The following is a 23,360-nucleotide window of genomic DNA, read 5'->3' on the forward strand; positions in this document are numbered from 1 at the left end:
CGTGCTGGATCCCACATCACGGGCCGGGGGTCAGCCGACCAGCTGGTCACCGAGGATAGTTCGGGCATAACGCACCACCCGCCCCTGTCGTACGCCGACGATCAGCCCGTTGTCCCGCAGCGTGGTGAGGTGGTGCGACGCCGTCGCCGGCGCGAGACCCAGCATCGCGGCCAGCTCGCCGGTGCTCAGCGGCGAGTCGAGCAGGGATAGCGCCGCCGCCCGGGTACCGCCCAGCAGGGCGCCCAGCGCCGCTCTGGGCGCCGGCGAATCCCACAGCCCACCCAACCCGACGGGCGGATAGCAGAGGGCGGGCCCGGCATCGCCCTCCATGATCGCGTGCACCGTCGGCCCGGAGAACGCGGTGGGCAGCAGCGTCCACGGGCGCCCGTCCAGGTCGGCCGGCAGGGTCGTGCCGACGGCAACCCGCAGCGCAGCGCCGTCCCACCGGATCAACGGGTGCACCTCGCGCAGCAGGGTGCGTCCGCCCTGCTCGGCGGCGAGCAGCGTCCGCCGCCGAATGTCGGCCAGCGCGAGCGCCCGCAGCCGGGGCCAGTCCGGTGCGATCAGCAGAGTGAAGTACCGGTGGAGCTGCGCGACCAGCTCGTCCGGGGCCAGCCGGGGTGCGCCGGCCCGCTCCAGTTGCCGGCGCACCCTGGACGGGTGGGTGCCGGCGACCGCCCGCAACTCGGCGGCGAGGTTCGGCGCCACCCCGATCGGGGTGAGGAAATCCGGCACGTAACCGTTGGACGACCTGAGCACCGCCAACAGCGGTTCCAGGCCGGCATCCGGCAGCAGCCGCTCCGCGCGTTCCCGCCACGGACGGTGCATCCAGTACTTCGCCGGCTTGCGTAACGCCCAGGAGCTGGCCACCAACTCGGCCAGGGGCGAGTGCACGAACCGGACCCGGCTCAGGTCGTCGGGCGAGAACCGAACCTCGATCACCCACGGATTCGACCACGTTCGAACGGTTCGGCGACAGCGCGGGGCGGCCCGACGATCCTCGTATGGAGTACAGGCAACTGGGCCGGTCGGGCCTGCGCGTCAGCGCGGTCGCGTACGGCAACTGGGTCACCCACGGCAACCAGCTCGACGACGACGCGGCGGCCGCGTGCGTGGCCGCGGCCCTGGACGCGGGCATCACCACGTTCGACACCGCCGACCGGTACGCCCAGGGGCGGGCCGAGGAGTCGTTGGGCAAGGCGCTGAGCGGCGTCCGGCGCAGCTCGATCGAGCTGTGCACGAAGGTGTGCCTGCCGGTCGGGCCGGGGGCCAACGACGCCGGGCTGTCCCGCAAGCACATCATCGAGGGCTGTCACGCCTCACTGAGCCGGCTGGGCACCGACTACCTCGACCTCTATCAGGCGCACCGGTACGACGCCAGCGTGCCGCTGGAGGAGACGATGCTCGCCTTCGCCGACCTGGTCCGCCAGGGCAAGGTGCTCTACGTCGGCGCCTCCGAGTGGACCGCCCCGCAGCTGCGCGCGGGCCTGCGGCTCGCCGCCGAGCTGCACATCCCGTTCATCGCCAACCAGCCGCAGTACTCAATGCTGTGGCGGGTGGTGGAGGCCGAGGTGTCGCCCGCCTGCGCCGATCTCGGTCTGGGTCAGCTCGCCTGGTCGCCACTCGCGATGGGCGTGCTGACCGGTCGGTACGAACCTGGCCGACGTCCGCCCGCAGGTTCCCGGGCCGCCGACGGTTTTGGTGGCTCGTTCATCGCCCGCTACTCCTCGGATCTGCTGCTCTCCCGGGTACGCCGGCTCCGACCGATCGCCGAGGCCGCCGGCTGCACGATGGCCCAGTTGGCGGTGGCGTGGGTGCTGCGCCGGCCGACCGTGGCGGGCGCGATCGTCGGCGCGTCCCGGCCCGAGCAGCTCGCCGAGACGGCCAAGGCCGCCACGGTACGGCTCGACGACGAGCTGATGGCTCGGATCGACGCCGTGCTCGACGAACTGGTGGAGCGCGATCCGGCGAAGACCGCCCGGCCGAACGATGTGATGCCCGCCTGGCGCCCACCACCTGCGGCCGGCTGACGCCCACGAGGGGGGTGGCCGTGGCAGGCTCGGACCGTGGGGCAATTGTCCGAGAGGTCGGCTGGGACGGCGTGGGAGCACCTGCGCCGTCTGCCGGTCTGGCTCCCCCCGGCGCTGTTGACCCTGGCGGTGACCCTGACCGGGCTCGGCTCGGCCCAGCTGTGGCGCGACGAACTGGCGACCTGGAGCGCGGCCACCCGGTCGCCCGGCGACCTGGCCCGACTGGCCGACACCATCGACGCTGCCACCGGGCCGTACTACCTGCTGATGCACGGCTGGACCACTGTCTTCGGCGACTCCACGATCGCCCTGCGCGCGCCGGCTGTGCTGGCGATGACAGTGGCCGCCGGGCTGCTCGCGGTGCTCGGCGCACGGCTCGTCGACCGGCGCGGCGGCCTCTTCGCGGGGCTGCTGTTCGCGGTGCTCCCCGGCACCTCCCGCTACGGTCAGGAGGCCCGCCCGTACGCGCTGGCCACCATGCTCGCGGTGCTCGCCACAGTGCTGCTGGTGACCGCGCTGCGCCGGCCGAGCTGGGCCCGGTGGGCCGGCTACGCCGCCGCGGTGGTCGCTCTCGGGCTCATCCACCTGATCGCGCTCACGCTGCTCGCCGCCCACGCGCTGGTCGTCCTCATCGCCTGGTGGCGCGGCCCGGCTGCGGCCGGGGTCGCCACCCCGGCGCACCTCGACGCCGAACGCGACCGACGGGTGTGGCGGTGGCTGGTCGCCGTGGTGCCGGTCGCGCTGCTGGCCGGCCCGCTGCTGGTCAAGGCCCGGACCCAGCAGTCCCGGCAGTTGAACTGGGTCAACCTGGCGCGGTTGGACGACCTCACCGCGCTGCCCGGCGGGGTGGCCCAGAGCAGCGTGGTGGGCGGCCTGCTGGTCGGGGTCGCGGCGCTGGGTGCGGCCCGACTCGGGCGACGCGCACTGCTGCCGGTCAGCGCGGTGTTGCTGCCCGTACTGCTGCTCTTCGCCGCCGGCACTGTCGTACCGCTGTGGGTGCCCCGGTACCTGGTCTTCGTGGTGCCCTTCGCGTGCCTGCTGGCGGGCGCGGCGCTGGCCGCGGTGGCCGCTCCGGCCGCGCTCGTCGTGGTGGTGCTGGCCGGGCTGCTCGGCCTACCCGACCAGGCCGCGCTGCGGCGGACCCACGAGTGGCCGCGCAGCGCGCCGGTGGACTACGCGGGCGCGGCGCGGGTGATCGGCGACGGTCAACGGCCGGGCGACGCGGTGGTCTACTCGCCCCGGCACAGCTGGCTCTTCCTCGATCTCGGCATCGAGTACCAGCTCGGCGACCCGCCACGCGACGTGCTGGTCACCGAGGACGAGGTCCGCCGCGGCGATCTGTGGGCCGCCGAGTGCCCGCGGCCGGCGCAGTGCCTGGCCGGCACCTCCAGGGTGTGGTTGGTCGTCGCCGGCCGGCACGCCGAGCCGCTGGCAGCCGTGCCGGGCGCCAAGGGCGACGCGCTCCGCGCGCAGTTCACCGTCACCCAGGTCTGGCAGCGCCCCGGCCTCACCGTCGCCCTGCTGACCAGCCGCCCCGACCGCTGACCGGACCACCCCGGGCAGGCCGGCGGTCAGGCCTGTGAGCGGCCGTCGTGGGCGTTGCGAGCCAGCGGGACGACCAGCACGGCCTCGGTGCCGCCGTTGGCGCCGGCCCGCAGCTCGATGGTGCCGCGCAGTTCGCCGGTGACCAGGGCCCGGACGATCTGGAGACCGAGCCGGCTGGCGCGCTCCGCGTCGAAGCCCGGTGGCAGCCCGCGCCCGTTGTCGGCCACCGAGACGTGCAGCATCTTGCGGAACCGGTGCGCCGAGACGACCACCTCGGGTCGCAGCGACGGGTCGACCTCGGGAGCGGCGACCGGCACCATGCCCGAGGCGGCAGGTACGGGAGGCTCCTCCGCCTCGTCGGCCGGCGGAAAGCCGTGCTCGACGGCGTTGAGCAGCAACTCGTTGAGGACCATCACCAGCGAGGTGGCGATCTCCGCCGGCAGCACGCCGAAGCTGCCCCGCCGTCGCATGCCGACGCTCACCTCGGTCGCCGCGACCTCCGTCGCCGCGCTGGCCACCCGGTCGACGATGCCGTCGAACTCGACCGCCTCGTCGCTGGACATGGAGAGCGTCTCGTGCACCAGGGCGATGGACGCGACCCGCCGGACCGACTCCTCCAGCGCGACCCGGGCCTCCGGCATGGACACCCGGCGGGCCTGCAGCCGCAGCAGCGCGGCGACGGTCTGGAGGTTGTTCTTCACCCGGTGGTGGATCTCCCGGATGGTGGCGTCCTTGGTGATCAGGGCTCGGTCCCGGCGACGGACCTCGGTGATGTCCCGCACGAGCACCAGCGCGCCGATCGGCACGCCGGCGGGCATCAGCGGCAGTGCTCGGGTGAGCATCGTGGCACCGCGGGCGTCGATCTCCCGTCGGGGTGGCGCCTCACCGCGCAGCGCGGCCAGGATGCCGTTCGAGGCCTCGGTGCCGTCCAGCGGGTCACCGGCCAGCCGGCGGTGCAGCGCGGCCAGGTCTTCGCCCACCAGGTGGGAGGCGTAGCCCAGTCGGCGGTACGCGGACTGCGCGTTCGGGCTGGCGTAGGTGACCTTGCCGCCGGCATCGAGCCGGACCAGGCCGTCGCCGACCCGGGGCGCGGAGGTGGTCTCGCCCGGATGCCGGGGCGGCGGGAAGGTGCCGTCCGCGATCATCTGCGCCAGGTCGTCGGCGGTGGTCAGGTAGTTGAGTTCCAACTGGCTGGGGGTGCGCGCGGTGGAGAGGTTGGTGTCCCGCCCCACCACGGCGATCACCTCACCGGCCTCCCCCTCGGCGGTCCGCAGCCGGACCGGGATCGCCTCGTGCCGGGCCGGCACGTCGCCGTACCAGACCGGGTCGCCCTCCCGCCAGATCCGGCCCTGGGAGTACGCGACGCCCAGGTGGGCCACCTCCGGCCCGCCAACGATGCGCCCCACCTGGTCGTCCTGGTAGGCGGTGGGTGCGGTGGTCGGCCGGACCTGGGCGACGCAGAGGAACGTGCCGTCGGCGTCGACCGGCACCCAGAGCAGCAGGTCAGCGAAGGACAGATCGGAGAGCAGCTGCCAGTCGCCGGCGATCCGGTGGAGGTGGTCGATGTCGGCCGGACGGAGGTGGGTGTGCTCCTCGGCGAGGTCGCGCAGCGTGGACACGGTGACCAGGGTGCCACGCCGCGCCTCACATCGTCGCGGTGACCTTCTTCAACCCGCGCGGCGCGTCCGGGTCCTCACCTCGGGTCAGCGCCAGGGCCAGCGCCAACCGCTGCAACGGCAGGATGTCCAGCAGTGGGGCGTACCGCTCGTCGACCTCGGGAACGGCCAGCCGGGTGGCGCCCGGCACCTCGGCGGAGCCGACCACCACGACGTCGGCGCGGCGTTCGCCGAGGCGGGGCAGAACCTCGCCCATCGACCGTCCACCCGGACCGGAACCGACGACCGCGAGCACCGGGACCTCCGGGTCGGTCATCGCGAGCGGGCCGTGCAGCAGGTCGGCGCCGGAGAAGGCGAGCGCCGGCAGGTACGACGTCTCCATCAGCTTCAGCGCGGCCTCCCGGGCGGTCGGGTAGGCGTACCCCCGCCCGGTGGTGACCAGTTGCCGGGCGAAGCGGTAGCGGGGCGCGAGCCGGGCCGGGGTGTCGTCGGCCAGGGTGCGGGCGGCCAGCTCGGGCAGCGCGTCGAGCGCCTCCCGCTCGGCCGTCGGGAGCACGCCGTCGCCGGCCCGGATTCCCTCCACGAGCATCAGCAGAGCGAGCAGCTCGGCGGTGTACGTCTTGGTGGCGGCGACCGCCCGCTCGTGCCCGGCGGCGATGTCGACGCTCAGCTCGGCGACCTCGACCAGCGGCGAGTCGGGGGCGTTGGTCACCGCGAGGGTCAGTGCCCCGGAGGCGCGGGCGGCGCGCAGCACCTCGGCGAGGTCGGGCGAACCGCCGCTCTGGCTGACCCCGACGACCAGCGCGTCGGACAGGTCGGGGCGGGCCCCGAACAGGGTGACCGCGCTGGGCGAGGCGAGCCCGGCGGGCAGGCCGAGACGGATCTCGGTGAGGTACGCCCCGTAGAGGGCCGCGTGGTCCGAGGTGCCCCGGGCGGTGAAGACGACGTGCCGCGGGCGGCGTTCGGCGATGATCGCCGCCACCCGGGCGATCTCGGCGGCGTTGGCGGTCGAGAGCAGGCGGGCGTAGCCAGCCGGCTGCTCATCGATGTCGGCGGCCATGCCGGCCCCTGCACGAGTCACGAAAACCCCTCCCCTGCGCGATTGCCGCGCGATTCTTGCTCAGTCTTGCACTTTTAACCGTATCTCAGCAATCGAACGAGCAGGACTGCGCAGGTGATCACCAGTTGATCTCAACATCAACTACGCTGGGAGCGCTGCATCCGCCTGGCCCAGCGACGAGAGGACGACGTGCCCGAGGGAACGGACGATCCCGCACTCTCCGCGACGGAGGAGCTGGCGCTCGCCCGGCTGGCACTCGACGAGGGCGACCTGCACCACGCCGCGGGGCACCTAGCCGGCGCGCTGGCGCGAGCACCCACCCTGCCGGAGGTGCACGAGACGCTGACCCGACTCGCCGCGGCGAGCGGTGGCGGCCTCGACCTCTTCCCGATCAACCACCACACCTTCGTGGGGGCGGTCGTCGCCCGCGCCCACCTGCTCGCCACCGCCGGCCGCCCCGCCGAAGGGCTGGAGCTGCTGGCCGCGGCGACCGCGTACTCACCCGGCAGCCCGTGGGCCGGCGTCCCCTGGGTCACCGCGCCCGAACTGGTCGAACGGCTGGACCCGGACCACCTCGCCCGCGTCCTCATGCAGGTCTGCGCGGCGCTGTCCGACCCGGTGCCCCGGGTCGGTCGGGGCGCCCTGACGCCGTACCTCACGCTGGCCCGCAACGCGGTCACCGTGCACCCCGAGCACGGTCTGCTGCTGGGCGCGGCGTCCGCGCTGGCCCGGCGTCTCGGCGAAGTCGCCCTCGCCGTCCGCTGGGCCACCCGAGGCGTACGCGCACAACCCTCGAAGATGGGCGAGGTCTGGCTCGGGTACGCGTACCGCAGCGCGGGCCGGACCCGCGAAGGCCTCGCGGCCCTCGGTCGGGCCGTCGAGCTGGACCCCGACGACCTGGCGATCTACGCGGACATCGCCGGCACCCTGGCCGACATCGGCCGCCTCGACGAGGCACTGGAGTGGACCGAGCGGGCGCTCGCGCGCGACCCGTCTTTCGACTGCGCCGTGCACACCGCACACCGCCTGCGGCACCTGCGCGACGGCGACCTGGCCCACCTGGTGGCGCTCGCGGACTTCGTCCGCGACCACCCCGACGACAGCCACGAGCACGGCGACCTGGCCCAGTGCTGCCGCGCGCGGCCCTGGCTCGGCCAACTGACTCCGGCCGGCGGTCCACTGGTGGACGCGATGCGCCAGGCGGTGGCCGACGACGACAACGGTCTCGGCGGCGCCGTACGCCTGCCCGTCGCCGCTCCGCCGAGCGCCGTCCGGACGGCGACGTCCACCGCGCCCGGGCTCCGGATCGAGGTCGTCGGGGGCGCGCAGGAGCCGGACCCGCGCGAGCCCCGGCGGGCGTCCGCCCAACGGTTGTGGCGCTACGCGGACGACGTGCCCACGCCCGCGCTGCCGGCGCCCTCGGCGACAGCGGTCGAACGGATCGGGCAGGTCGCACACCCGGCGTGGCCGCACCCACCGGCGGCGTACGACGCCGCGGTGGGCCTGGCCGGCCTCGACGTGACCGACCTGCTCGGTCTGCTGGTGCACCCGCCGGCCGCACCGGCCAACGCGGTGGGTCGGCTGCTGGCCGCCCACGACCCGTCGGTCTGGGTTCGTGGTGTGCAGGTGTGGGCCTGCCTGGGGCTGCTGCACCACCGCACCGACGAGCCGTGGGAGGGCTCGACCCGCCGCCGCGTGCTGCTCGACCTGATCTGGGGTGTCGAGGACTGGGTCACCGAGGCGGCGCTGTTCGCCCTGGTCACCGCGGCCTGGGTGGATCCCTCGGTGCGGTCGGACGTGGCGCGGGTGGTGGCGGAGCGGCTCGCCGACGCGGCCGCCGTGGCACGGACCCGACCGGTCCCGATCGCCGCCTCGCTGGCCCACCTGGCACTTGCCGCCCCGGATCTGGACCCTGCCACCGCGGCACTGGCCGGCGAACTGCTCGGCCCGCTCTCCCCCCAGGTCCCCCGCCCCCGCAACCCGCTACGCCGCCTCTGGCAACTACTGCGCGGCGCACGCACCCGTTAGGCGCACGGTCGCGGGAAAAGGCGCGCCGCGCCGGCCCGGACGGGACGACGCGGCGCGCGGTGAGGATGTCAGGGTCAGGCGACCGGGGCCGCCTTGCCGAGAGCGACCTCGGCCTCCTCCTCCGGAGTGGCCTGCGGCGGCGCCTCGTTGGCGGTCCGCAGCGGGATCTCCTTGATGAACCAGGCGAGCACCGGGATCACGATGGTGAACAGCACCGCCCAGAGAAAGACGTGCGAGATCGCGTCGGAGAGGCCGCCGAGCACCATGTCACGGGCCTGGGCGGGCAGGTCCTTGAGCTTCTCCAGATCCATTCCCGAGCCGCCGGACTCGCCGCCGAAGGCCCGGCCGCCCTCGGAGCTGGCCAGCCGGTTGGCGAAGATCGCGCCGAACAGCGAGATGCCGAACGAGCCGCCGATCGACCGGAAGAAGGTCGCCGCGCCACTGGCCGCGCCGAGGTCCTTCTGCTCCACGCTGTTCTGCGCGATCAGCATGGACGTCTGCATGAGGAAGCCCATGCCGACGCCGAGCACGACCATGTACAGCGAGGACATCAGCTTGCTGGTATCGGTGTCGAGCATGGACAGCAGAGCCATGCCCGCTGTCATCACGACACCACCGATGATCGGGTACGCCCGGTACCTGCCGTTGCGGGTGATCGCCCGCCCGATGACCAGCGAGACCACCAGCATGCCGAACATCAGGGGCAGCAACAGCAGACCGCTGTTGGTCGCCGACGTCCCCTGCACGGTCTGCTGGTAGAGCGGCAGGAAGTTCATCGCGCCGAACATCGCGAAGCCGAGCAGGAAGCCGATCACCGAGATCAACGCGAAGTTGCGGTTGGCGAAGAGCGCCAACGGCAGGATCGGCTCCTGGACGCGGCGTTCCACCAGGCCGAACGCCACCAGCGCGAGCACGGCCAGGACGGCCAGGCCGAAGATCTGCGGCGACGTCCAGTCGTACTCGTTGCCGCCCCAGGTGGTGATGAGCACGATCGCGGTGATGCCGACCGAGAGCAGACCAGCGCCGAGCCAGTCGATCCGGTGCTCGGTGCGGTACTTCGGCAGGTGCATGGTGGTCATCAGCACGAGCAGCGCGATCCCGCCCAGCGGCAGGTTCACGTAGAACGCCCAGCGCCAGGACAGGTGGTCGGTGATGAAGCCACCGGCAAGCGGACCGGCGACCATGGCGATGGCCATGATGCCGGCGATCATGCCCTGGTAGCGCCCACGCTCGCGGGGCGGAACCAGGTCACCGATGATCGCCATGACGCCGACCATGAGGCCACCGGCGCCGAGGCCCTGCACGGCCCGGAAGGCGATCAGCTGGACCATGCCGTCCTGCGGGCCGCCGAGCATGCCGGAGCCGGCCATGCCGCAGAGTGCGGAGCCGACGAGGAAGACGACCACCGAGGTCAGGAAGACCGACTTGCGGCCGTAGAGGTCACCGAGCTTGCCCCAGATCGGGGTGGAGACGGTGGTGCCCAGGACGTACGCGGTAACCACCCAGGTGAAGTGGTTGAGCCCGCCGAACTCGCCGACGATCCGCGGTAACGCGGTGCTGACGATCATGTTGTCGAGCATCGCGAGCATCATCGCGATCATCAGCCCGAACAGCACGACCCTGATGTTGTTGGGTCGCACGCCGGCCTGGGTTGCCTGAGTCATGGGTAAGCTCCCCCCGAAGATTGCCACACTTACTTGCCGCCCGGCTAGTCACCTTACTAGCCGCACGGTAAGTTCGGTACAAGCAACGGTCAAGCCAATTGGAGGGCACGCGTGAGGGAGAGCACAGGCGGGACGCGGGACCGGATCAAGGCCGTCGCGCTCGAGCTCTTCACCGAGCAGGGGTACGAGAAGACCTCGCTCCGGGAGATCGCCGAGCGTCTCAACGTCACCAAGGCGGCGCTCTATTACCACTTCAAGAGCAAGGACGACATCGTCGCCAGCTTCGTCGAGGACCGGCTGGAGCAGATGGACGCCCTCAACGCCTGGGCGGCGACGCAGCCGGCCACCCTGGCCACCCGGCGCGAGCTGATCACCCGCTACGCCGACACGATGTTCGGCGGCGACCAGCCGTCCGTGATGCGCTTCTTCGAGCAGAACCAGACAGTGCTCAAGAGCCTCGCCTCCGGCCAGCAGATGCGCGGCCGGATGATGCAGCTCGCCAGCGCCCTCTGCCGGGGCGACGACTCCCCCGCCGCCCAGCTGCGCGCCGCACTGTCACTGTTCGCCGTGCACACGAGTTGGTTCGCCGTACGGGCACCGGGCATCACCAACGAGGAGCGTCGCCGGCTCGCGTTGGAGGTGGCCGACGAGCTGCTCGGCGCGATCGGCGCGGGTGCCTCAGCGGAGCCCGACGAGAGTGCGGCGGAGGCCACCTCGGGCAGCCCGCGCGGCTGATCGGTCGGCGGTTCAGCCGCGGGTGAGGGCCAGTCGCAGGCCGAGCAGGTCCACGCCCGCCGCCGGCGCCCAGTCCTTCTCCGGCGCGCGGACGAAGCCGAGCCGTGAGTAGAGCCGGTGCGCCGAATCGGCCATCCCGGCCCGGACGCAGATCACCAGCGCCGTGCAACCCAGCTCCACAGCACGCGCCACGCATGCCTGCGCCAACGCCGCGCCGACGCCCCGACCCTGGGCACCCGGGTCGACCGCGAGCATCCGGAACTCCGCCTCGCCCGGCCCGGACAGCTCGGCGAACGGCGTGCCCGGCAGCACGAAGGTCACCGAGCCCAGCACCGCATCGGTCACCTCGTCGACCGCGACCAGCACCTCACCGCTGGCAGCCCGGCTCGACACGTCGGCCAGCACCTCGCCGTACCCGTGTTCGCCCTTGAGCTGCCCGTCCGCCTCGTACGCGGCCACTGTCAGCCGGGCCACCGCCGGGAAGTCGGCCGGCTCGGCAGGGCGAACCCGCAAGCCGGTCAAGCGATCACCGCGATGAGGTCACCGTCCTGCACGACGTCGCCCTCGTTCACGGCGAGCTGCTGGATCACACCATCGGACTCGGCGATGACCGGGATCTCCATCTTCATCGACTCGAGGATCACCAGGGTGTCGCCCTCGGCCACCGTGTCACCTGCCGTGGCGACGACCTTCCAGACGTTCGCCACCATCTCGGCGCGGATCTCCTCGGCCATGTCCGGGCCCTCCCTCATCGCGATGTGTCTGCCGTCGTATCCAATCATGCGTCGCCCGGTGGTGGGCGCGCAGCGGCACGGCCGGGATGGCACGCCCCGCCCTGGGGAAGGCGGCGGGTGTCGACCGCACTACCATCAGCGGGTCGGACCCGACGCCGGACCGCCGGTGGGTGCACTGGCGCCGAGGTCGTGCGCAGGACGGATCCGACCCATCACGAGGAGGTCAGCATGGCGAAGAAGTCCCGGAAGAAGAAGGCTCGTAAGAAGAACGCCGCCAACCACGGCAAGCGTCCCAACTCCTGAACGCGTCGACGGGCCCACGGCCCGTCACCGCTCAGCCCGACCCGGCCGACGCCGGGTACACCGGTGGCCCGGGTCGACATCGACCCGGGCCACCGGTCTTGAAGCTGTGCCGCGCCGACGCTCAGTCGGCCAACTCTCGGGATTCAGTGGTCTCGAAGACCACCAGCTCGGTGAGCTTGACCCGCAGCCGCTCGCGCAGCTCGTCCGGCGCTGTCTCGTTGCCGCAGCAACGAGCCACCAACGCCCGCACCTCCTGCTCCAGCCCGTACTCGCGCAGGCAGGGCCCGCACTCGTCCAAGTGGTGCCGGATCAGCGAGCGCCGCTCGTCGGCGCACTCCAGATCCAGGTAGAGGTAGACCTCCGCGAGCACTTCGCGGCAATCCGTCTCGTGCGGCTCCCCACAGCTCACGTCACACCTCCCGGCCGGCAGCGGCGTTCGAGCCCTTCGCCGAGCGGGCCGCACTGAAGCCCCGCTCCCCGGCGTAGCGCTCGAGCAGCTTCCGCAGATTACGACGGCCCCGGTGCAGACGCGACATCACGGTGCCGATCGGCGTGCCCATGATGTCCGCGACCTCCTTGTAGGAGAAGCCCTCGACATCGGTCAGGTAGACGGCCAGGCGGAACTCCTCCGGCAGCTGCTGGAGGGCCTCCTTCACGTCGCTGTCCGGCAGCCGGTCCAGTGCCTCCGTCTCGGCGGAGCGCAGCCCACTGGAGGTGTGCGACTCGGCCTCGGCGAGCTGCCAGTCGGTGATCTCCTCGGTGGGCGCCTGGATCGGCTGGCGCTGCCGCTTGCGGTAGGAGTTGATGTAGGTGTTGGTCAGGATCCGGTAGAGCCAGGCCTTCAGGTTCGTGCCCTGCTCGAACTGGTGGAAGGCGGCGTACGCCTTCAGGTAGGTCTCCTGAACCAGGTCCTCGGCATCCGCCGGGTTGCGCGTCATCCGCAGCCCAGCAGCGTAGAGCTGATCGACGAATGGCATCGCGTCCCGTTCGAACCGGGCCCTGCGCTCGTCCGTCTTCTCGGTGGTCAACCGCACATCCCCTCGCGTCGGATGCTTTCCCGCCGAGGATACGCGCACGGACCTGCCCGCAGATTCACTTCCGGCCGGTGTGCCCGTGCTCACCACACCCGCCCCGCCCGGTCCCGCCGTCGCCGGCCACTCCGGCCCATCCAGCAGCTGCTTCAGCTGCCGGGCGTCCCGTTCGTCCCGTTCCAGGCTCCGTGTCTCGGTCGGCACCGGTCACCCCCCTCGCAGAAAAGTCGTCCAGGGTTGGTAACGCGAGATGACCACTGGGGCATTCCACCCGGCCCTCCCGTTCCTGGTCCCGGCCCCGACGGCGGCCGGCGCTGGGACCAGGAAGGGCCTGGGAGGACTGGTGCCGTCGGTCCGGATCGGGCCGGTGCCACCATCGGATGCAACGACCCTCGCCCGGCACCGGAAACGGTCGGGCGGGCGAGCCGGGTCAGTCGGCCGTCCAGCCCCGGGCCCGTAGCCAGTCCCGGACGACGCCCGCGGTGCCGGCCGGGTCCCGCCGGAGGTCGTGCGTCTCCCCGGGGCGGCTCACCACCTGCACGGCCGGCGACGGCTCCGGCGTCCCGAACGGGTCCCGGTCGCCGTTGACGACCAGCGTCGGCAGGCCGGTGGCCAGTTCGGCGGCACGCGAACGCTCCGGCCGCCCGGGCGGGTGCAGCGGAAAGGCCAGTGCGACCACACCGACCGCCCCCACCGCGCCCGCCGTCCGGCAGGCGACCCGCGCGCCGCTGGAACGACCGCCGACCAGCACCGACGGCACGTCGGCGTGCCGGTCGCGCAGCACGGCGAGCACCGCCGTCCACGCCTCGTCGAGATGACCCGCCGGTGCCGGGGCACGTCGACCCGCGACCCGGTAGGGCTGGGTCACCCGGACCACCGCCAGGCCGGCCTCGACCGACGCGTCGCGTACCGCGAGCAGGTCGGGCGCGTCGATGCTGCCGCCCGCTCCGTGCCCGAGCACGAGCAGAGCGGTGGCAGGGCGGTCCGGCAGGTCGGTGGTGATCCCCGCCGGACCGCGCGGAGTGTCGATCTCGTCGCTGGTTGGCACCGACCCATTCTGCGCCGCCTGGCAGACGACGCGTGACGGACCGGGCCGTTGGTCAGCTCAGCGGAACCAGGGTGAGCAGCCGGTCCCGTACCGGCGGGCCGGGATCGTCGACGGCGTCCGGGTCCGGCTCGACCTCGCCACGCCAGGCGACCAGCATCGCCCGCCGCTCGCGGGGCGTGGTCGCACCCCACACACCGTGGCAGTCACCGACGTCGAGGGCCCAGGCCAGACAGGACCCCTGCACGTCGCAGCCGCGGCACAGCGCGACAGCGGCGTCCGCCGGCTCGTTCGGTGCCGGAAAGAATGTCTCCGGATCGACGCTCTGACAGGTGCCTCTGGTGCGCCATGCATCGTCCTGTTGCCGTTCCCGCACCGCTCGCAGCAGTCGCGGATCTCGCCGCGCCGCAGCCACCTCGTGCGGGCGGGGCATACGCGCTCGTGTCAATCCACCCACCTCCCCCGTGGGACCGGCAAAAACGGTGGACGTCATCCGCCCCGTGCGAATCGACAGCCACTACCGGCGCTGTGTTCTATCGCACTTCGCAACATCGGGACAAGGGTCTGCCGGGAACATGACTGAACAGCCAGGAGACGAATCGCGCGCAACCCTGTCAAATCGGCGCCTGACAATGCGCGGCGGCGTCAGAACAGGGTCAGCTCCTGCGGTGTCACCGTCGGCGGCACCGACACGCGGGCGATCAGCTGTGGCCCGTCGTTGCGAACGTCGCCCACCGCCGCCCCCACCGGTCGGATCTCCAACCCCGCCAGCCGCTCCGCCGACGCCGGAACGAGCAACCGCTCCGGCTCGTCGGTCGGCGCCAGCCACGACGACCAACGCTCGGGCGGCAACAGCACCGGCATCCGGTCGTGCACCTCGGCCAGATCGCCGAGCGCCGCGGTGGTCAGCACGCTGAAGGTGAGCCGGGAGTCGGCACCGGACTCCCAGACCGACCAGATGCCGGCCAGGGCGAGAACCGAGCCGTCGGTGGGAGTCATGTAGTAGGCCTGTCGCCGGCCGTCGGGCTGACGGACCCACTCGTACCAGCCATCGGCCGGGACCAGGCAGCGGCGGCGGGCGAACGACCCGGCGTACGCCCGGCTGGTGGCCACCGTCTCCGCTCGCGCGTTGATCATGCGGGCGGCCCCGGCGGCGGAACGGGACCAGTGCGGCAACAGACCCCAGCGACCGACACAGAGACTGCGATGTCCCTCCGGGCTCACCCGGACCAGGGGCACCCGGTCGGTCGGCGCGACGTTGTGGTCCGGACGGACCACGCCCTCGGTGTCGTCGGACGACTCGAACAGCGCGCCGAGCTCGCCGGAGCTCCGGGTCGTCGCGTACCTGCCGCACATGGGCCACACGCTAACGCGTCGGAGGCCCCGTCGGCTGTCCCGCCAACCGGGAGTACGACCCGCCGGGCCACACTATCCACCAGCCGGCACGGCAGAATGTAACCGTGGGGAACCTGACAGCGACCCGGCCGCCGCAGCCGTGGACCGCACCGACCGCGTCCGACCCGGTGGCGGCGACGCTGCGCCTGCCCGGTTCCAAGTCGATGACCGCACGCGCCCTGGTGCTCAGCGCACTGGCCGCCGGCCCGTCGACGCTGGCCGGGCCGCTCCGCGCCCGCGACACCGAGTTGATGGCCGCCGGCCTGCGCGCGATGGGCGCGCACGTGTCGATCAGCGACGACGAGCAGTGGCTGGTCCGACCGCACCCGCTGGTCGGCCCCGCGCACGTGGACGTGGGCCTGGCCGGCACCGTGATGCGGTTCGTGCCGCCGGTGGCCGGGCTGGCCGACGGGCAGGTCACCTTCGACGGCGACCCCTACGTCCGCACCCGACCGCTCGGTCCGCTGATCGAGGCACTGCGGTCGCTGGCTGTCCGCATCGACGTCACCGGCTCGGGCAGCCTGCCGCTGACAGTGCTCGGCACCGGCCGGGTCACCGGCGGTGAGGTGGTGATCGACGCGTCCGCCTCCAGCCAGCTCGTCTCCGGGTTGCTGCTGGCCGCCCCGCGCTTCGACAGGGGCGTCGTGGTGCGCCACGTCGGCCCGCCGGTGCCGTCCGCGCCGCATCTCCGGATGACGGTGCAGATGCTGAGGGCAGCCGGCGCGGCCGTCGACGACAGCACGCCCGACGTCTGGACCGTCGAGCCCGGCCCCCTCACCGGGCGCGGCTGGGAGATCGAGCCAGACCTCTCCGGAGCGGTGCCGTTCTTCGCCGCGGCCCTGGTCACCGGCGGCGAGGTGACCCTGCAGGGCTGGCCGCGCAGCAGCTCGCAGCCGGTCGAGCAGCTCCGCTCGCTGCTCCAGCGAATGGGCGGCGAGGTCACCCTCTCCACCAGCGGGCTGACCGTCCGGGGCACCGGCGTGGTGCACGGCCTGACCGCCGACCTCTCCGACGTCAGTGAGCTGACCCCGGCGCTGACCGCGCTCGCTATGCTGGCCGACTCGCCGTCGGTGTTCACCGGCGTCGGGCACATCCGTGGCCACGAGACCGACCGGCTGACCGCGCTCGCGCGCGAGTTCACCGCACTCGGGGCGGACGTCACCGAGTCGCCGGACGGGCTGGAGATCCGGCCCCGGCCACTGCGCGGCGGGGTGTTCCGCACCTACCACGACCACCGGATGGCGCACGCCGCAGCGGTGACCGGTCTCGCCGTGCCCGGCATCGAGGTCGACGACGTGGGGTGTACCTCCAAGACCATGCCCGAGTTCCCGGCACTATGGTCAGCGATGGTGACCGGCAAGAGCTGACGCGAGAAGAGGACAGGTCCTGGCGACCAAACGGCGCGAGTACGACGAGGACGACGTACGGGTACGGCCCGGAAAGTCGTCGCGCCCGCGTACGCGCACCCGACCCCAGCACTCCGACGCCGTCGACGGGTTCGTCATCGCCGTCGACCGCGGGCGCTACACCTGCGTTCTGTCCGGAGCCGAGCGCGGCGTGGTCGGGGCCGAGCTGCCCACGGTCACCGCGATGCGGGCCCGCGAGCTGGGCCGCAAGTCGGTGGTGGTGGGTGACCGGGTCAGCCTGGTCGGGGACACGTCCGGCGCGGAGGGCGCCCTGGCCCGCATCGTCCGGATCGCCGAGCGACGCTCGGTGCTGCGCCGCACCGCCGACGACGACGAGACCACCGCCGAGGGTCGACTGGAACGGGTGGTGGTGGCCAACGCCGATCAGTTGGTGATCGTCAGCGCGCTGGCTGACCCACCGCCGCGCACCGGGTTCATCGACCGCTGCCTGGTGGCCGCGTACGACGCGGACGTCGAGCCGCTGCTCTGCCTCACCAAGGCCGACCTGGCCGGGCCGGAGGAGGTGCTGGGCTACTACACCGAGCTGGAGCTGCCGTACGTGCTCAACCGCCCCGACTCCGACCTGTCCGCGCTGCGCGCGCTGCTGAGCGGCAAGGTGTCGGTGCTGGTCGGACACTCCGGGGTGGGCAAGTCGACGCTGGTCAATCGCCTCGTCCCGGACGCGCTGCGCGCGGTCGGTGTGGTCAGCGCGATTGGCCGTGGGCGGCACACCTCCACCAGCGCGGTGGCGCTGCGGCTGCCACCGGTGCCCGGCGTCGACACCGACCCCGGCTGGATCATCGACACCCCCGGCATCCGCAGCTTCGGTCTGGCCCACGTCTCGGCCGACAGCCTGCTGCATGGCTTCCCGGATCTGGTCGAGGGCACCGTCGACTGCCCGCCCAACTGTCAGCACACGACCGACGAGGCCGCCTGTGGGCTGGACGCCTGGGTGGCCGCCGGCAAGGCCGACCCGCGCCGGTTGGCGTCGTACCGCCGGTTGCTCGCCTCCCGCGCCGGCGAGGGTGACTCGCGCGGCGAGAGCGACCAGCGCGGGCCCGGCGAGGGTGACCGGCGCGGCCCCGACGAGTGAGTCGGCGGGCGTCGGCTAGGTTGCCGGGATGACCGGGTACGCCGACGACCTCGCCCTCGCCCACCTGCTCGCCGACCGGGCCGACGCCATCTCCACAGCCCGGTTCCGCGCGCTCGACCTGCGGGTCGAGGCGAAGCCCGACCTGACCCCGGTCTCCGACGCGGACACCGCCGTGGAGCGGGAGATCCGTGGCCTGCTGGCCGAGCACCGGCCGGCGGACGGGCTGCTCGGTGAGGAGTACGGCGCCGGGCCGTCCACCGACCCGGACGGCCGCCGGTGGATCATCGACCCGATCGACGGCACCAAGAACTTCGTCCGGGGCGTGCCGGTCTGGGCCACCCTGATCGCGCTCTACGACGGCGACCGGCCAGCGGTCGGCGTGGTGTCCGCCCCGGCGCTGGGGCGGCGCTGGTGGGCCAGCGCGGGCGCGGGCGCGTACGCCGGTCACGGCCCGGCCGCCGGCGAGCGGATCGGGGTTTCCGCGGTGCGGGACATCGCGGACGCCAGCTTCTGCTACTCGTCACTCGACGGCTGGGAGCGCGCCGGTCGGCTCGACGCGATGCTGGATCTGATGCGGGCCACCTGGCGCAGTCGGGCGTACGGCGACTTCTACGGCTACATGCTGCTGGCCGAGGGCGCACTGGACGTGATGGTCGAGCCGGAACTGTCCCTGTGGGACGTGGCGGCGCTGGTCCCGATCATCACCGAGGCGGGTGGCACGGTCACGGATCTGTTCGGTCGACCGGCCCCGGCCGGCGCGCCGGGCACCGACAGCAGTGTGGTGGCCACCAACGGTGTGCTGCACCGCGACATCCTCACCAGGCTCGATCGCCCAGCCGAGCGCTGACCCCCGGCAACCTCTATCCTCGCCAGGTGGTCTCCTCCGGCTGGTGTTTTCTCGCGACGATGATCGTCGCGTACGGCTTCGCCAACCTTCTCCAGTCGGTGGCGGCGGCCCGCACCACGGTTCACCACACCTTCGATCCGGGCCTGCTGCTCCGCCTCGCCGGGCACCGGACGTACCTGATCGGTCTGGGCTGCCAGATCGGCGGTTTCGTGTTCGCCTTCCTGGCCCGCCGGGACCTTCCGCTGTTCCTCGTGCAGGCCAGCGTCGCGGCCGGGCTCGGGGTGACAGCCATCCTCGGTGTGCTGGTGCTGAAGTGGCGACTACCGGCGGCGGAGGTGGTGCTGCTGGCGCTGCTCTTCGCCGGGATCACCGCCCTGGTGCTGTCTGCCCGCCCGGCGCCGTCGAAGCAGCTCGGCACCGCCGGCTCGATCGCCCTGCTGGTGGCGCTCGGTGTCATCGCGGTGCTCGGGGTCTTCGCCGTCCGGCTGCACGGGGCGCAAGGTTCGGTGGCCCTCGGCTCGCTGGCCGGGTTGGCGTTCAGCTCGGCCGCGGTCGCGGCCCGGCCACTGGCATCCGCGTCGTCCGCCGAGGCGTTCCTCGCCCACCCGCTGTTCTACCTGCTGATCGCCCACTCGATCGTCGGTCAGCTGCTGCTCGGCCTGGCCATGCAGCGCGGCTCGACGACCGCCGCGGTCGCCGCGATGGACGCCGCCGGTGCGGTGCCGGCCGCGATCGTCGGCCTGCTGCTGCTCAACGACAAGATCTGGCCGGGCCGGGAGTGGCTGGCGGCGGTCGGTTTCCTGGTCACCCTGGCCGCGGTGATCGGGCTGACCCGGTACGCGCAGCCGCAGCAGCAGCGCCCGGCGACGCGCCGTCGTGACCGGGCCATGGTCGCGGCGACCCGTCCCGGCTGACCGACCGGGCCGCCCGACCTGCCGCTCAGGCCTCGACCGGCTTGCGGCGGCTCACCACCCGCTCGTAGAGGCGCTCCAGCGCACCGGCGGTCCGCTCCCAGGTGTAGCTGCTGCGGACCCGGTCCACCGCGGCGTGCCCGTACGCGAAACGACCGGCGTTGTCGGCGAGCAGCCGACGAATCGAGACCGCGAGTGCCCGCACGTCGCCGGGGGGCACGAGCTTGCCGGTGACCTCGTCGACGACGGCGTCGGCCAGGCCACCCATCGCGTAGCCGATCACCGGCACGCCGCAGGCCATCGCCTCCAGCGAGACCCGCCCCGCCGAGGAGTAGTGCGGGGTGCAGGCGACCACGTCCGCCGACCGGTACCAGGTGGCCATCTGGTCGTGCGGCACCGCCCCGACGAGCCGCACCTGGTCGACGACGCCGGCCTGCTCGGCCAGCTCGCGCAGCCGTCGTGCCTCGGCGTGGTTGGCCAGTTGGTCCGCCGGTGGCCCACCGGCGATCACCAGCTCGGCGTTGCCGACCAGCCGCATTGCCCGGATCAGGTCCTCCTGCCCGTGCCCCGCGGACAGCGAGCCGACCGAGAGGATGCGGGCCCGCTGCTCGCGTGGTGCCGCCTCGCCGTCGGGATGGAACTGCTCGATGTCCACCCCCGGGGGCACGAGGGCCACCGAGCTGCGTTGCAGACCCATCCGGGTCAGCTCGTCGACCTCGTCGTTCGACTGCGCCACAGCGATGTCCACAGCGCGGGTCAGCGCGCGTTCCAGTGTGATCCGCTCCCCCGGCCCGTCGTAGCGGCCGCCCAGGTGGCGCAACTGCTCGATGCCGAGTGAGTGGAACGTCTGCACCACCGGAATGTCGGTCTCGCGAACGGCGTGCGCGGCGGCCAGGCCCCCGACCCAGTAGTGCCCGTGCACCACCTCGGGCCGCCAGGCACCGGCCCACTCGTCGGTCAACCAGCGGCCGAACTCCGTCACGTACCGGATCAGCTCGGCGGTGGGCAGTGGGGTGGGCGGGCCAGCGGGCACCTGGTGCACCTGGTAGCCGTCGACGGTGACCGTCGCCGGCAGGCCGGGATCGTCCCGGCGCTCGTAGAGCCGTACGTCGTGGCCTCGTTCGGCCAACTCGGCGGCAACCCGCGCAACGTGCTGTCGGGTGCCGACCGGTGGGCCGTCGGCGTGGCGGTACGAACTGGCGTGCGCGCAGACGAGGCCGACGCGCATGGGTCACCTCCCTGCGATCTTTCCTCGGCAGTGGTCCTCCCGGTCAGAGCGTCCCATTAACCCCGCGACCCGGAGTCGAAACCTGGCAGATCAGGAAGAGTCCCCCCGAGTGCCACCGACACTTGCGGCACAGCAATCACAAGCGGCACAGGCAGCCAAGTTCGACGATGATCGACAAGCTCTGAGTGGTATGACCTGGCCCGGGCGGGGGTACCGCTCAAGAATGCCGCTGACCCGCACCCTCGACGATTCGACCGTGGTGATCACCGGCGCTTCCAGCGGGATCGGCACGGCGACCGCGTATGCCCTGGCCCGCCGGGGTGCCGCCGTCGTGCTGGCCGCCCGCAGCGAGCCGGCCCTACGGCAGGTCGCGCAGCGCTGCCGGGAGTTGGGCGGCCAGGCGCTGGTCGTACCGACCGATGTGACCGATCTGGAGTCGGTGCAACGACTGGCCGAGCGGGCGGCGGCCGAGTTCGGCCAGATCGACGCCTGGGTGAACAACGCCGCGGTGAGCGCGGTGGGCCTGTTCGACGAGATCCCGGTCGCCGAGTTCCGGCGGGTGCTGGAGGTCAACCTGCTCGGAGCGGTGCACGGCATCAAGGCTGCCCTGCCCCACCTGGGGGCGGCCGGTGGCGGTGTCCTGGTCAACAACGCCTCGGTGCTGGCCGAGGTGGCCATGCCGTACCAGTCGGCGTACAACGCCAGCAAGCACGGCATCCGAGGGCTCGCCGACACGGTCCGGCAGGAGCTGCGGGTCACCGGCCGTGGTCAGATCTCGGTCTGCACCGTGCTGCCGGCCACCATCGACACCCCGTTCTTCCGGCACACGGCCAACCACACCGGCCGGGAGTTGCTGCCACCACCTCCGATCTACCCGCCGGAGGTGGTCGCCGAGACCATCGTCCGGCTGCTGCGCCGGCCCCGCCGGGAGGCGTACGCCGGTGGCGCGGCCCGGCTGATCGGCCTGCAGTGGCGGCTGGCGCCCGCGTTGGTGGAACGCACCCTCGGCTGGTACCTCCAGCGGACCCAGTTCGGTCCGGGCGCCCGGGTGGACAGCAGCGGCAACGTGTTCCACGCCGACGCCCAGGCCCGCCGGGACGGCGGCTGGAACGGCCGACGGCGTCAGTTGGTGCGGATGACCGCCGCGTTCGGTCTCGCCGCAGCCGGCACCGCTGTCGGCACCATGGCCGCGATCAACCGTCGATCCCGGTCGGTCCGCTGATGACCGGCCTCGACCGCCCGAATGCGCGAACGGTGACCGGCGCGCACAATGAGGCGATCATGTCGAACTGTCTCGTGGAGATCGACGAGTCGTCGGCGGTGGTCCGGCTGACCGGTGTGCTCGACGCCGCCGGAGCCGAGGCGGTACGCGGCGCGCTGCTCGCCAGACTCGCGGACCGGCCGGGCCCGGTGGTGGCCGACGTGACCGGGCTGCGCGTCCTCGATGAGGTCGGTCGGGGCGTCTTCGCCGAGGTTCGCCGGGAGGTGGCCGACTGGCCCGCCGCGGATCTGCTGCTGTGTGACCCTGCGGTCGACGGGCCCACCCCCCCGGACCCCGCGCTCGCTGGCGTGCCCGCCTTTCCGACGCTCGACCGCGCGCTGGCCGCGGTCGCGGCGACGCCGCTGGCGGCGGTGCTCACCGCCGACCTGGGCCCGACGGTGGGAGCCGCCCGGCAGGCCCGCGAGCTGGTCACCACCGGCTGCCAACGCTGGGGCATGCCGATGCTGGTCGACCCGGCCTGCATCGCGCTCACCGAGATGGTGAACAACGTGGTGGCACACGCCCGGACCCCGATGACCGTTCGGCTCGCTCCGCAGGACAGCACCCTGCACCTGGCGGTCCGCGACCACTCCTCGCGTCTGCCGACGTTCGCCGGGCTGTCCCCGCCGAACCGGGCCGGCGGCCGCGGCCTGCTGCTGATCGACACGGTGGCCCGCCGCTGGGGCAGCAGCGCGATACCGGACGGCAAGGTCGTCTGGTGCGTCCTGCACCCGGACGACGAGGTCGCCCACCTCGGCTGACGGGGCGTTTCGCCGCCGGTGCCGGTTTCGCCACCGCACAGCCTGCGCTGCTCCGGTTATGGCGGGAGGGCAGCGGGTAGTGATCAGACATGCGCGACAACGAGTACCCGACCCCCGTGTCCGACACCGAGGCGCAAGGCCTGCCCGACACCGCCGATGACGACTCGACCGCCAACGACGACGTCCTCACCGGGCGCGAGGCGGACGGCCCGGACCCGGCCCAACTGCCCGGCGACCGTACGCCGGTGGCGGTGGACCGGTTCGGGACGACCGCCGAGGAGCAGCTCGACGGTGAGTCGTTGGACTACAAGCTCGCCCGGGAGGTCTACGAGCGCCCGGCCGACGACCCGCTGGCCGGGACGATCGACCCGAAGATCGCCTTCGAGGCGGACAATCTGGAAGCCGCGGCGGAGGCCCAGCTGGACGCCGACGTGATGGATCCGGGGCCCACCTCGGACCCGAACTCACCGGTCTCCCTCTACGACCACGGTCAGCTCGGCACCGTGGCCGACGCCACCGTCGGCCGGCTGGTCGAGCCGGACGAGGGGGCGCACACCGACCAGGAGACCGACTCGGTGGCGTACGACGCCGGTTCGGCTGGCGGCGGGGCGACCGCCGAGGAGTTGGCCATGCACGAGACGGAGCCGCCGCGCTCGGTCTGACCGGG

The 23,360-nt window shown here is 72.8% G+C and carries 24 protein-coding genes; 12 read left to right on the forward strand and 12 right to left on the reverse strand.

Going from position 1 to position 23,360, the window contains the following annotated elements; all coding sequences use genetic code 11:
* Nucleotides 1–30: 30 nt before the first annotated feature.
* Entirely contained in the window at nucleotides 31–942 is a 912-nt protein-coding gene (locus tag FBZ33_RS25985; protein ID WP_141911008.1) for an ArsR family transcriptional regulator, read from the reverse strand.
* Between the two features lie 62 nt (nucleotides 943–1,004).
* Here FBZ33_RS25985 and FBZ33_RS25990 point away from each other — a divergent pair, with 62 nt between their 5' ends.
* Together FBZ33_RS25990 and FBZ33_RS25995 are read left to right on the forward strand one after the other, a co-directional pair.
* Entirely contained in the window at nucleotides 1,005–2,030 is a 1,026-nt protein-coding gene (locus tag FBZ33_RS25990) for an aldo/keto reductase family protein (protein ID WP_141911009.1), read from the forward strand.
* Nucleotides 2,031–2,066: 36 nt separating this feature from the next.
* The gene (locus FBZ33_RS25995; RefSeq protein WP_255509044.1) at nucleotides 2,067–3,575 is read left to right on the forward strand and encodes a glycosyltransferase family 39 protein; all 1,509 of its coding nucleotides are present in this window, start codon (nucleotides 2,067–2,069) and stop codon (nucleotides 3,573–3,575) included.
* Between the two features lie 26 nt (nucleotides 3,576–3,601).
* Here FBZ33_RS25995 and FBZ33_RS26000 read toward each other — a convergent pair whose 3' ends face one another.
* Complete coding sequence (locus FBZ33_RS26000) at nucleotides 3,602–5,194, reverse strand: PAS domain-containing sensor histidine kinase (RefSeq protein ID WP_088950015.1); 1,593 nt, start codon at nucleotides 5,192–5,194, stop codon at nucleotides 3,602–3,604.
* 25 nt (nucleotides 5,195–5,219) lie between these two features.
* Entirely contained in the window at nucleotides 5,220–6,251 is a 1,032-nt protein-coding gene (locus FBZ33_RS26005; RefSeq protein ID WP_088950016.1) for an SIS domain-containing protein, read from the reverse strand.
* 189 nt (nucleotides 6,252–6,440) lie between these two features.
* On the opposite strand from FBZ33_RS26005, the gene FBZ33_RS26010 reads away from it, so the two are divergent.
* The gene (locus tag FBZ33_RS26010; protein WP_141911010.1) at nucleotides 6,441–8,279 is read left to right on the forward strand and encodes a tetratricopeptide repeat protein; all 1,839 of its coding nucleotides are present in this window, start codon (nucleotides 6,441–6,443) and stop codon (nucleotides 8,277–8,279) included.
* A 74-nt stretch (nucleotides 8,280–8,353) separates the two neighbouring features.
* Here the strand turns inward: FBZ33_RS26010 and FBZ33_RS26015 are convergent, their stop codons facing one another.
* Entirely contained in the window at nucleotides 8,354–9,943 is a 1,590-nt protein-coding gene (locus tag FBZ33_RS26015; protein ID WP_141911011.1) for an MDR family MFS transporter, read from the reverse strand.
* A 111-nt stretch (nucleotides 9,944–10,054) separates the two neighbouring features.
* Between FBZ33_RS26015 and FBZ33_RS26020 the strand changes: the two genes are divergently transcribed.
* Entirely contained in the window at nucleotides 10,055–10,678 is a 624-nt protein-coding gene (locus FBZ33_RS26020; protein ID WP_088950019.1) for a TetR/AcrR family transcriptional regulator, read from the forward strand.
* A gap of 12 nt (nucleotides 10,679–10,690) precedes the next feature.
* Here FBZ33_RS26020 and FBZ33_RS26025 read toward each other — a convergent pair whose 3' ends face one another.
* Together FBZ33_RS26025 and FBZ33_RS26030 are read right to left on the reverse strand one after the other, a co-directional pair.
* A complete protein-coding gene (locus FBZ33_RS26025; protein WP_088950020.1) occupies nucleotides 10,691–11,200 on the reverse strand; it encodes a GNAT family N-acetyltransferase in 510 nt (169 codons plus the stop codon).
* Nucleotides 11,197–11,412, reverse strand: a complete 216-nt coding sequence (locus tag FBZ33_RS26030; RefSeq protein ID WP_088950021.1) for a biotin/lipoyl-binding carrier protein — start codon at nucleotides 11,410–11,412, stop codon at nucleotides 11,197–11,199. Before FBZ33_RS26030 ends, FBZ33_RS26025 begins: the two co-directional genes overlap by 4 nt.
* Nucleotides 11,413–11,601: 189 nt before the next feature.
* Between FBZ33_RS26030 and FBZ33_RS33820 the strand changes: the two genes are divergently transcribed.
* Complete coding sequence (locus FBZ33_RS33820) at nucleotides 11,602–11,715, forward strand: 50S ribosomal protein bL37 (RefSeq protein ID WP_370453046.1); 114 nt, start codon at nucleotides 11,602–11,604, stop codon at nucleotides 11,713–11,715.
* A gap of 121 nt (nucleotides 11,716–11,836) precedes the next feature.
* Here the strand turns inward: FBZ33_RS33820 and rsrA are convergent, their stop codons facing one another.
* The 5 genes from rsrA to FBZ33_RS26055 all read right to left on the reverse strand — a co-directional run bounded on the left by rsrA (nucleotide 11,837) and on the right by FBZ33_RS26055 (nucleotide 15,147).
* Nucleotides 11,837–12,124: a mycothiol system anti-sigma-R factor gene (rsrA, locus tag FBZ33_RS26035; RefSeq protein WP_088950022.1), complete on the reverse strand. Its 288-nt coding sequence runs from the start codon at nucleotides 12,122–12,124 to the stop codon at nucleotides 11,837–11,839.
* Between the two features lies 1 nt (nucleotide 12,125).
* A complete protein-coding gene (locus FBZ33_RS26040) occupies nucleotides 12,126–12,950 on the reverse strand; it encodes a sigma-70 family RNA polymerase sigma factor (protein WP_141911012.1) in 825 nt (274 codons plus the stop codon).
* 226 nt (nucleotides 12,951–13,176) lie between these two features.
* Entirely contained in the window at nucleotides 13,177–13,794 is a 618-nt protein-coding gene (locus FBZ33_RS26045) for an alpha/beta family hydrolase (RefSeq protein WP_141911013.1), read from the reverse strand.
* Between the two features lie 52 nt (nucleotides 13,795–13,846).
* The gene (locus FBZ33_RS26050; protein ID WP_088951995.1) at nucleotides 13,847–14,239 is read right to left on the reverse strand and encodes a WhiB family transcriptional regulator; all 393 of its coding nucleotides are present in this window, start codon (nucleotides 14,237–14,239) and stop codon (nucleotides 13,847–13,849) included.
* A gap of 197 nt (nucleotides 14,240–14,436) precedes the next feature.
* On the reverse strand, nucleotides 14,437–15,147 hold the full coding sequence (locus FBZ33_RS26055; RefSeq protein ID WP_141911014.1) for an SOS response-associated peptidase: 711 nt from the start codon (nucleotides 15,145–15,147) through the stop codon (nucleotides 14,437–14,439).
* A gap of 104 nt (nucleotides 15,148–15,251) precedes the next feature.
* On the opposite strand from FBZ33_RS26055, the gene aroA reads away from it, so the two are divergent.
* The 4 genes from aroA to FBZ33_RS26075 all read left to right on the forward strand — a co-directional run bounded on the left by aroA (nucleotide 15,252) and on the right by FBZ33_RS26075 (nucleotide 19,446).
* Nucleotides 15,252–16,553, forward strand: a complete 1,302-nt coding sequence (gene aroA, locus FBZ33_RS26060) for a 3-phosphoshikimate 1-carboxyvinyltransferase (protein ID WP_141911015.1) — start codon at nucleotides 15,252–15,254, stop codon at nucleotides 16,551–16,553.
* A gap of 136 nt (nucleotides 16,554–16,689) precedes the next feature.
* Nucleotides 16,690–17,685, forward strand: coding sequence for a ribosome small subunit-dependent GTPase A (rsgA, locus tag FBZ33_RS26065; RefSeq protein WP_141911016.1), 996 nt, complete (start codon nucleotides 16,690–16,692; stop codon nucleotides 17,683–17,685).
* A gap of 28 nt (nucleotides 17,686–17,713) precedes the next feature.
* Nucleotides 17,714–18,532 (forward strand): histidinol-phosphatase, encoded by an 819-nt coding sequence (hisN, locus tag FBZ33_RS26070; protein WP_099848376.1) that lies wholly within the window; start codon nucleotides 17,714–17,716, stop codon nucleotides 18,530–18,532.
* Between the two features lie 59 nt (nucleotides 18,533–18,591).
* Complete coding sequence (locus FBZ33_RS26075) at nucleotides 18,592–19,446, forward strand: hypothetical protein (protein ID WP_370453106.1); 855 nt, start codon at nucleotides 18,592–18,594, stop codon at nucleotides 19,444–19,446.
* 25 nt (nucleotides 19,447–19,471) lie between these two features.
* Here FBZ33_RS26075 and FBZ33_RS26080 read toward each other — a convergent pair whose 3' ends face one another.
* A complete protein-coding gene (locus tag FBZ33_RS26080; RefSeq protein ID WP_141911017.1) occupies nucleotides 19,472–20,671 on the reverse strand; it encodes a glycosyltransferase in 1,200 nt (399 codons plus the stop codon).
* A gap of 223 nt (nucleotides 20,672–20,894) precedes the next feature.
* Between FBZ33_RS26080 and FBZ33_RS26085 the strand changes: the two genes are divergently transcribed.
* The 3 genes from FBZ33_RS26085 to FBZ33_RS26095 all read left to right on the forward strand — a co-directional run bounded on the left by FBZ33_RS26085 (nucleotide 20,895) and on the right by FBZ33_RS26095 (nucleotide 23,355).
* On the forward strand, nucleotides 20,895–21,893 hold the full coding sequence (locus FBZ33_RS26085) for an SDR family oxidoreductase (protein ID WP_185755416.1): 999 nt from the start codon (nucleotides 20,895–20,897) through the stop codon (nucleotides 21,891–21,893).
* A 59-nt stretch (nucleotides 21,894–21,952) separates the two neighbouring features.
* A complete protein-coding gene (locus FBZ33_RS26090; RefSeq protein WP_255509045.1) occupies nucleotides 21,953–22,693 on the forward strand; it encodes an ATP-binding protein in 741 nt (246 codons plus the stop codon).
* An 89-nt stretch (nucleotides 22,694–22,782) separates the two neighbouring features.
* Nucleotides 22,783–23,355, forward strand: coding sequence for a DUF5709 domain-containing protein (locus FBZ33_RS26095; protein WP_141911020.1), 573 nt, complete (start codon nucleotides 22,783–22,785; stop codon nucleotides 23,353–23,355).
* The last annotated feature ends 5 nt before the right edge of the window (nucleotides 23,356–23,360 follow it).

The sequence above is a fragment of the Micromonospora sp. A202 genome (assembly GCF_006715105.1).
Classification (GTDB): Bacteria; Actinomycetota; Actinomycetes; order Mycobacteriales; family Micromonosporaceae; genus Micromonospora; species Micromonospora zamorensis.

Excerpts from the sequence above, each read along its gene's own strand:
- FBZ33_RS26095 (WP_141911020.1), top strand. The coding sequence starts at position 22,783 with ATGCGCGACAACGAGTACCCGACCCCCGTGTCCGACACCGAGGCGCAA.
- FBZ33_RS26085 (WP_185755416.1), top strand. The coding sequence starts at position 20,895 with ATGCCGCTGACCCGCACCCTCGACGATTCGACCGTGGTGATCACCGGC.
- FBZ33_RS26090 (WP_255509045.1), top strand. The coding sequence starts at position 21,953 with ATGTCGAACTGTCTCGTGGAGATCGACGAGTCGTCGGCGGTGGTCCGG.
- FBZ33_RS26005 (WP_088950016.1), bottom strand. The coding sequence starts at position 6,251 with ATGGCCGCCGACATCGATGAGCAGCCGGCTGGCTACGCCCGCCTGCTC.
- FBZ33_RS26075 (WP_370453106.1), top strand. The coding sequence starts at position 18,592 with ATGATCGTCGCGTACGGCTTCGCCAACCTTCTCCAGTCGGTGGCGGCG.
- FBZ33_RS26055 (WP_141911014.1), bottom strand. The coding sequence starts at position 15,147 with ATGTGCGGCAGGTACGCGACGACCCGGAGCTCCGGCGAGCTCGGCGCG.
- FBZ33_RS25990 (WP_141911009.1), top strand. The coding sequence starts at position 1,005 with ATGGAGTACAGGCAACTGGGCCGGTCGGGCCTGCGCGTCAGCGCGGTC.
- FBZ33_RS26080 (WP_141911017.1), bottom strand. The coding sequence starts at position 20,671 with ATGCGCGTCGGCCTCGTCTGCGCGCACGCCAGTTCGTACCGCCACGCC.
- hisN (WP_099848376.1), top strand. The coding sequence starts at position 17,714 with ATGACCGGGTACGCCGACGACCTCGCCCTCGCCCACCTGCTCGCCGAC.
- FBZ33_RS26030 (WP_088950021.1), bottom strand. The coding sequence starts at position 11,412 with ATGGCCGAGGAGATCCGCGCCGAGATGGTGGCGAACGTCTGGAAGGTC.
- FBZ33_RS26015 (WP_141911011.1), bottom strand. The coding sequence starts at position 9,943 with ATGACTCAGGCAACCCAGGCCGGCGTGCGACCCAACAACATCAGGGTC.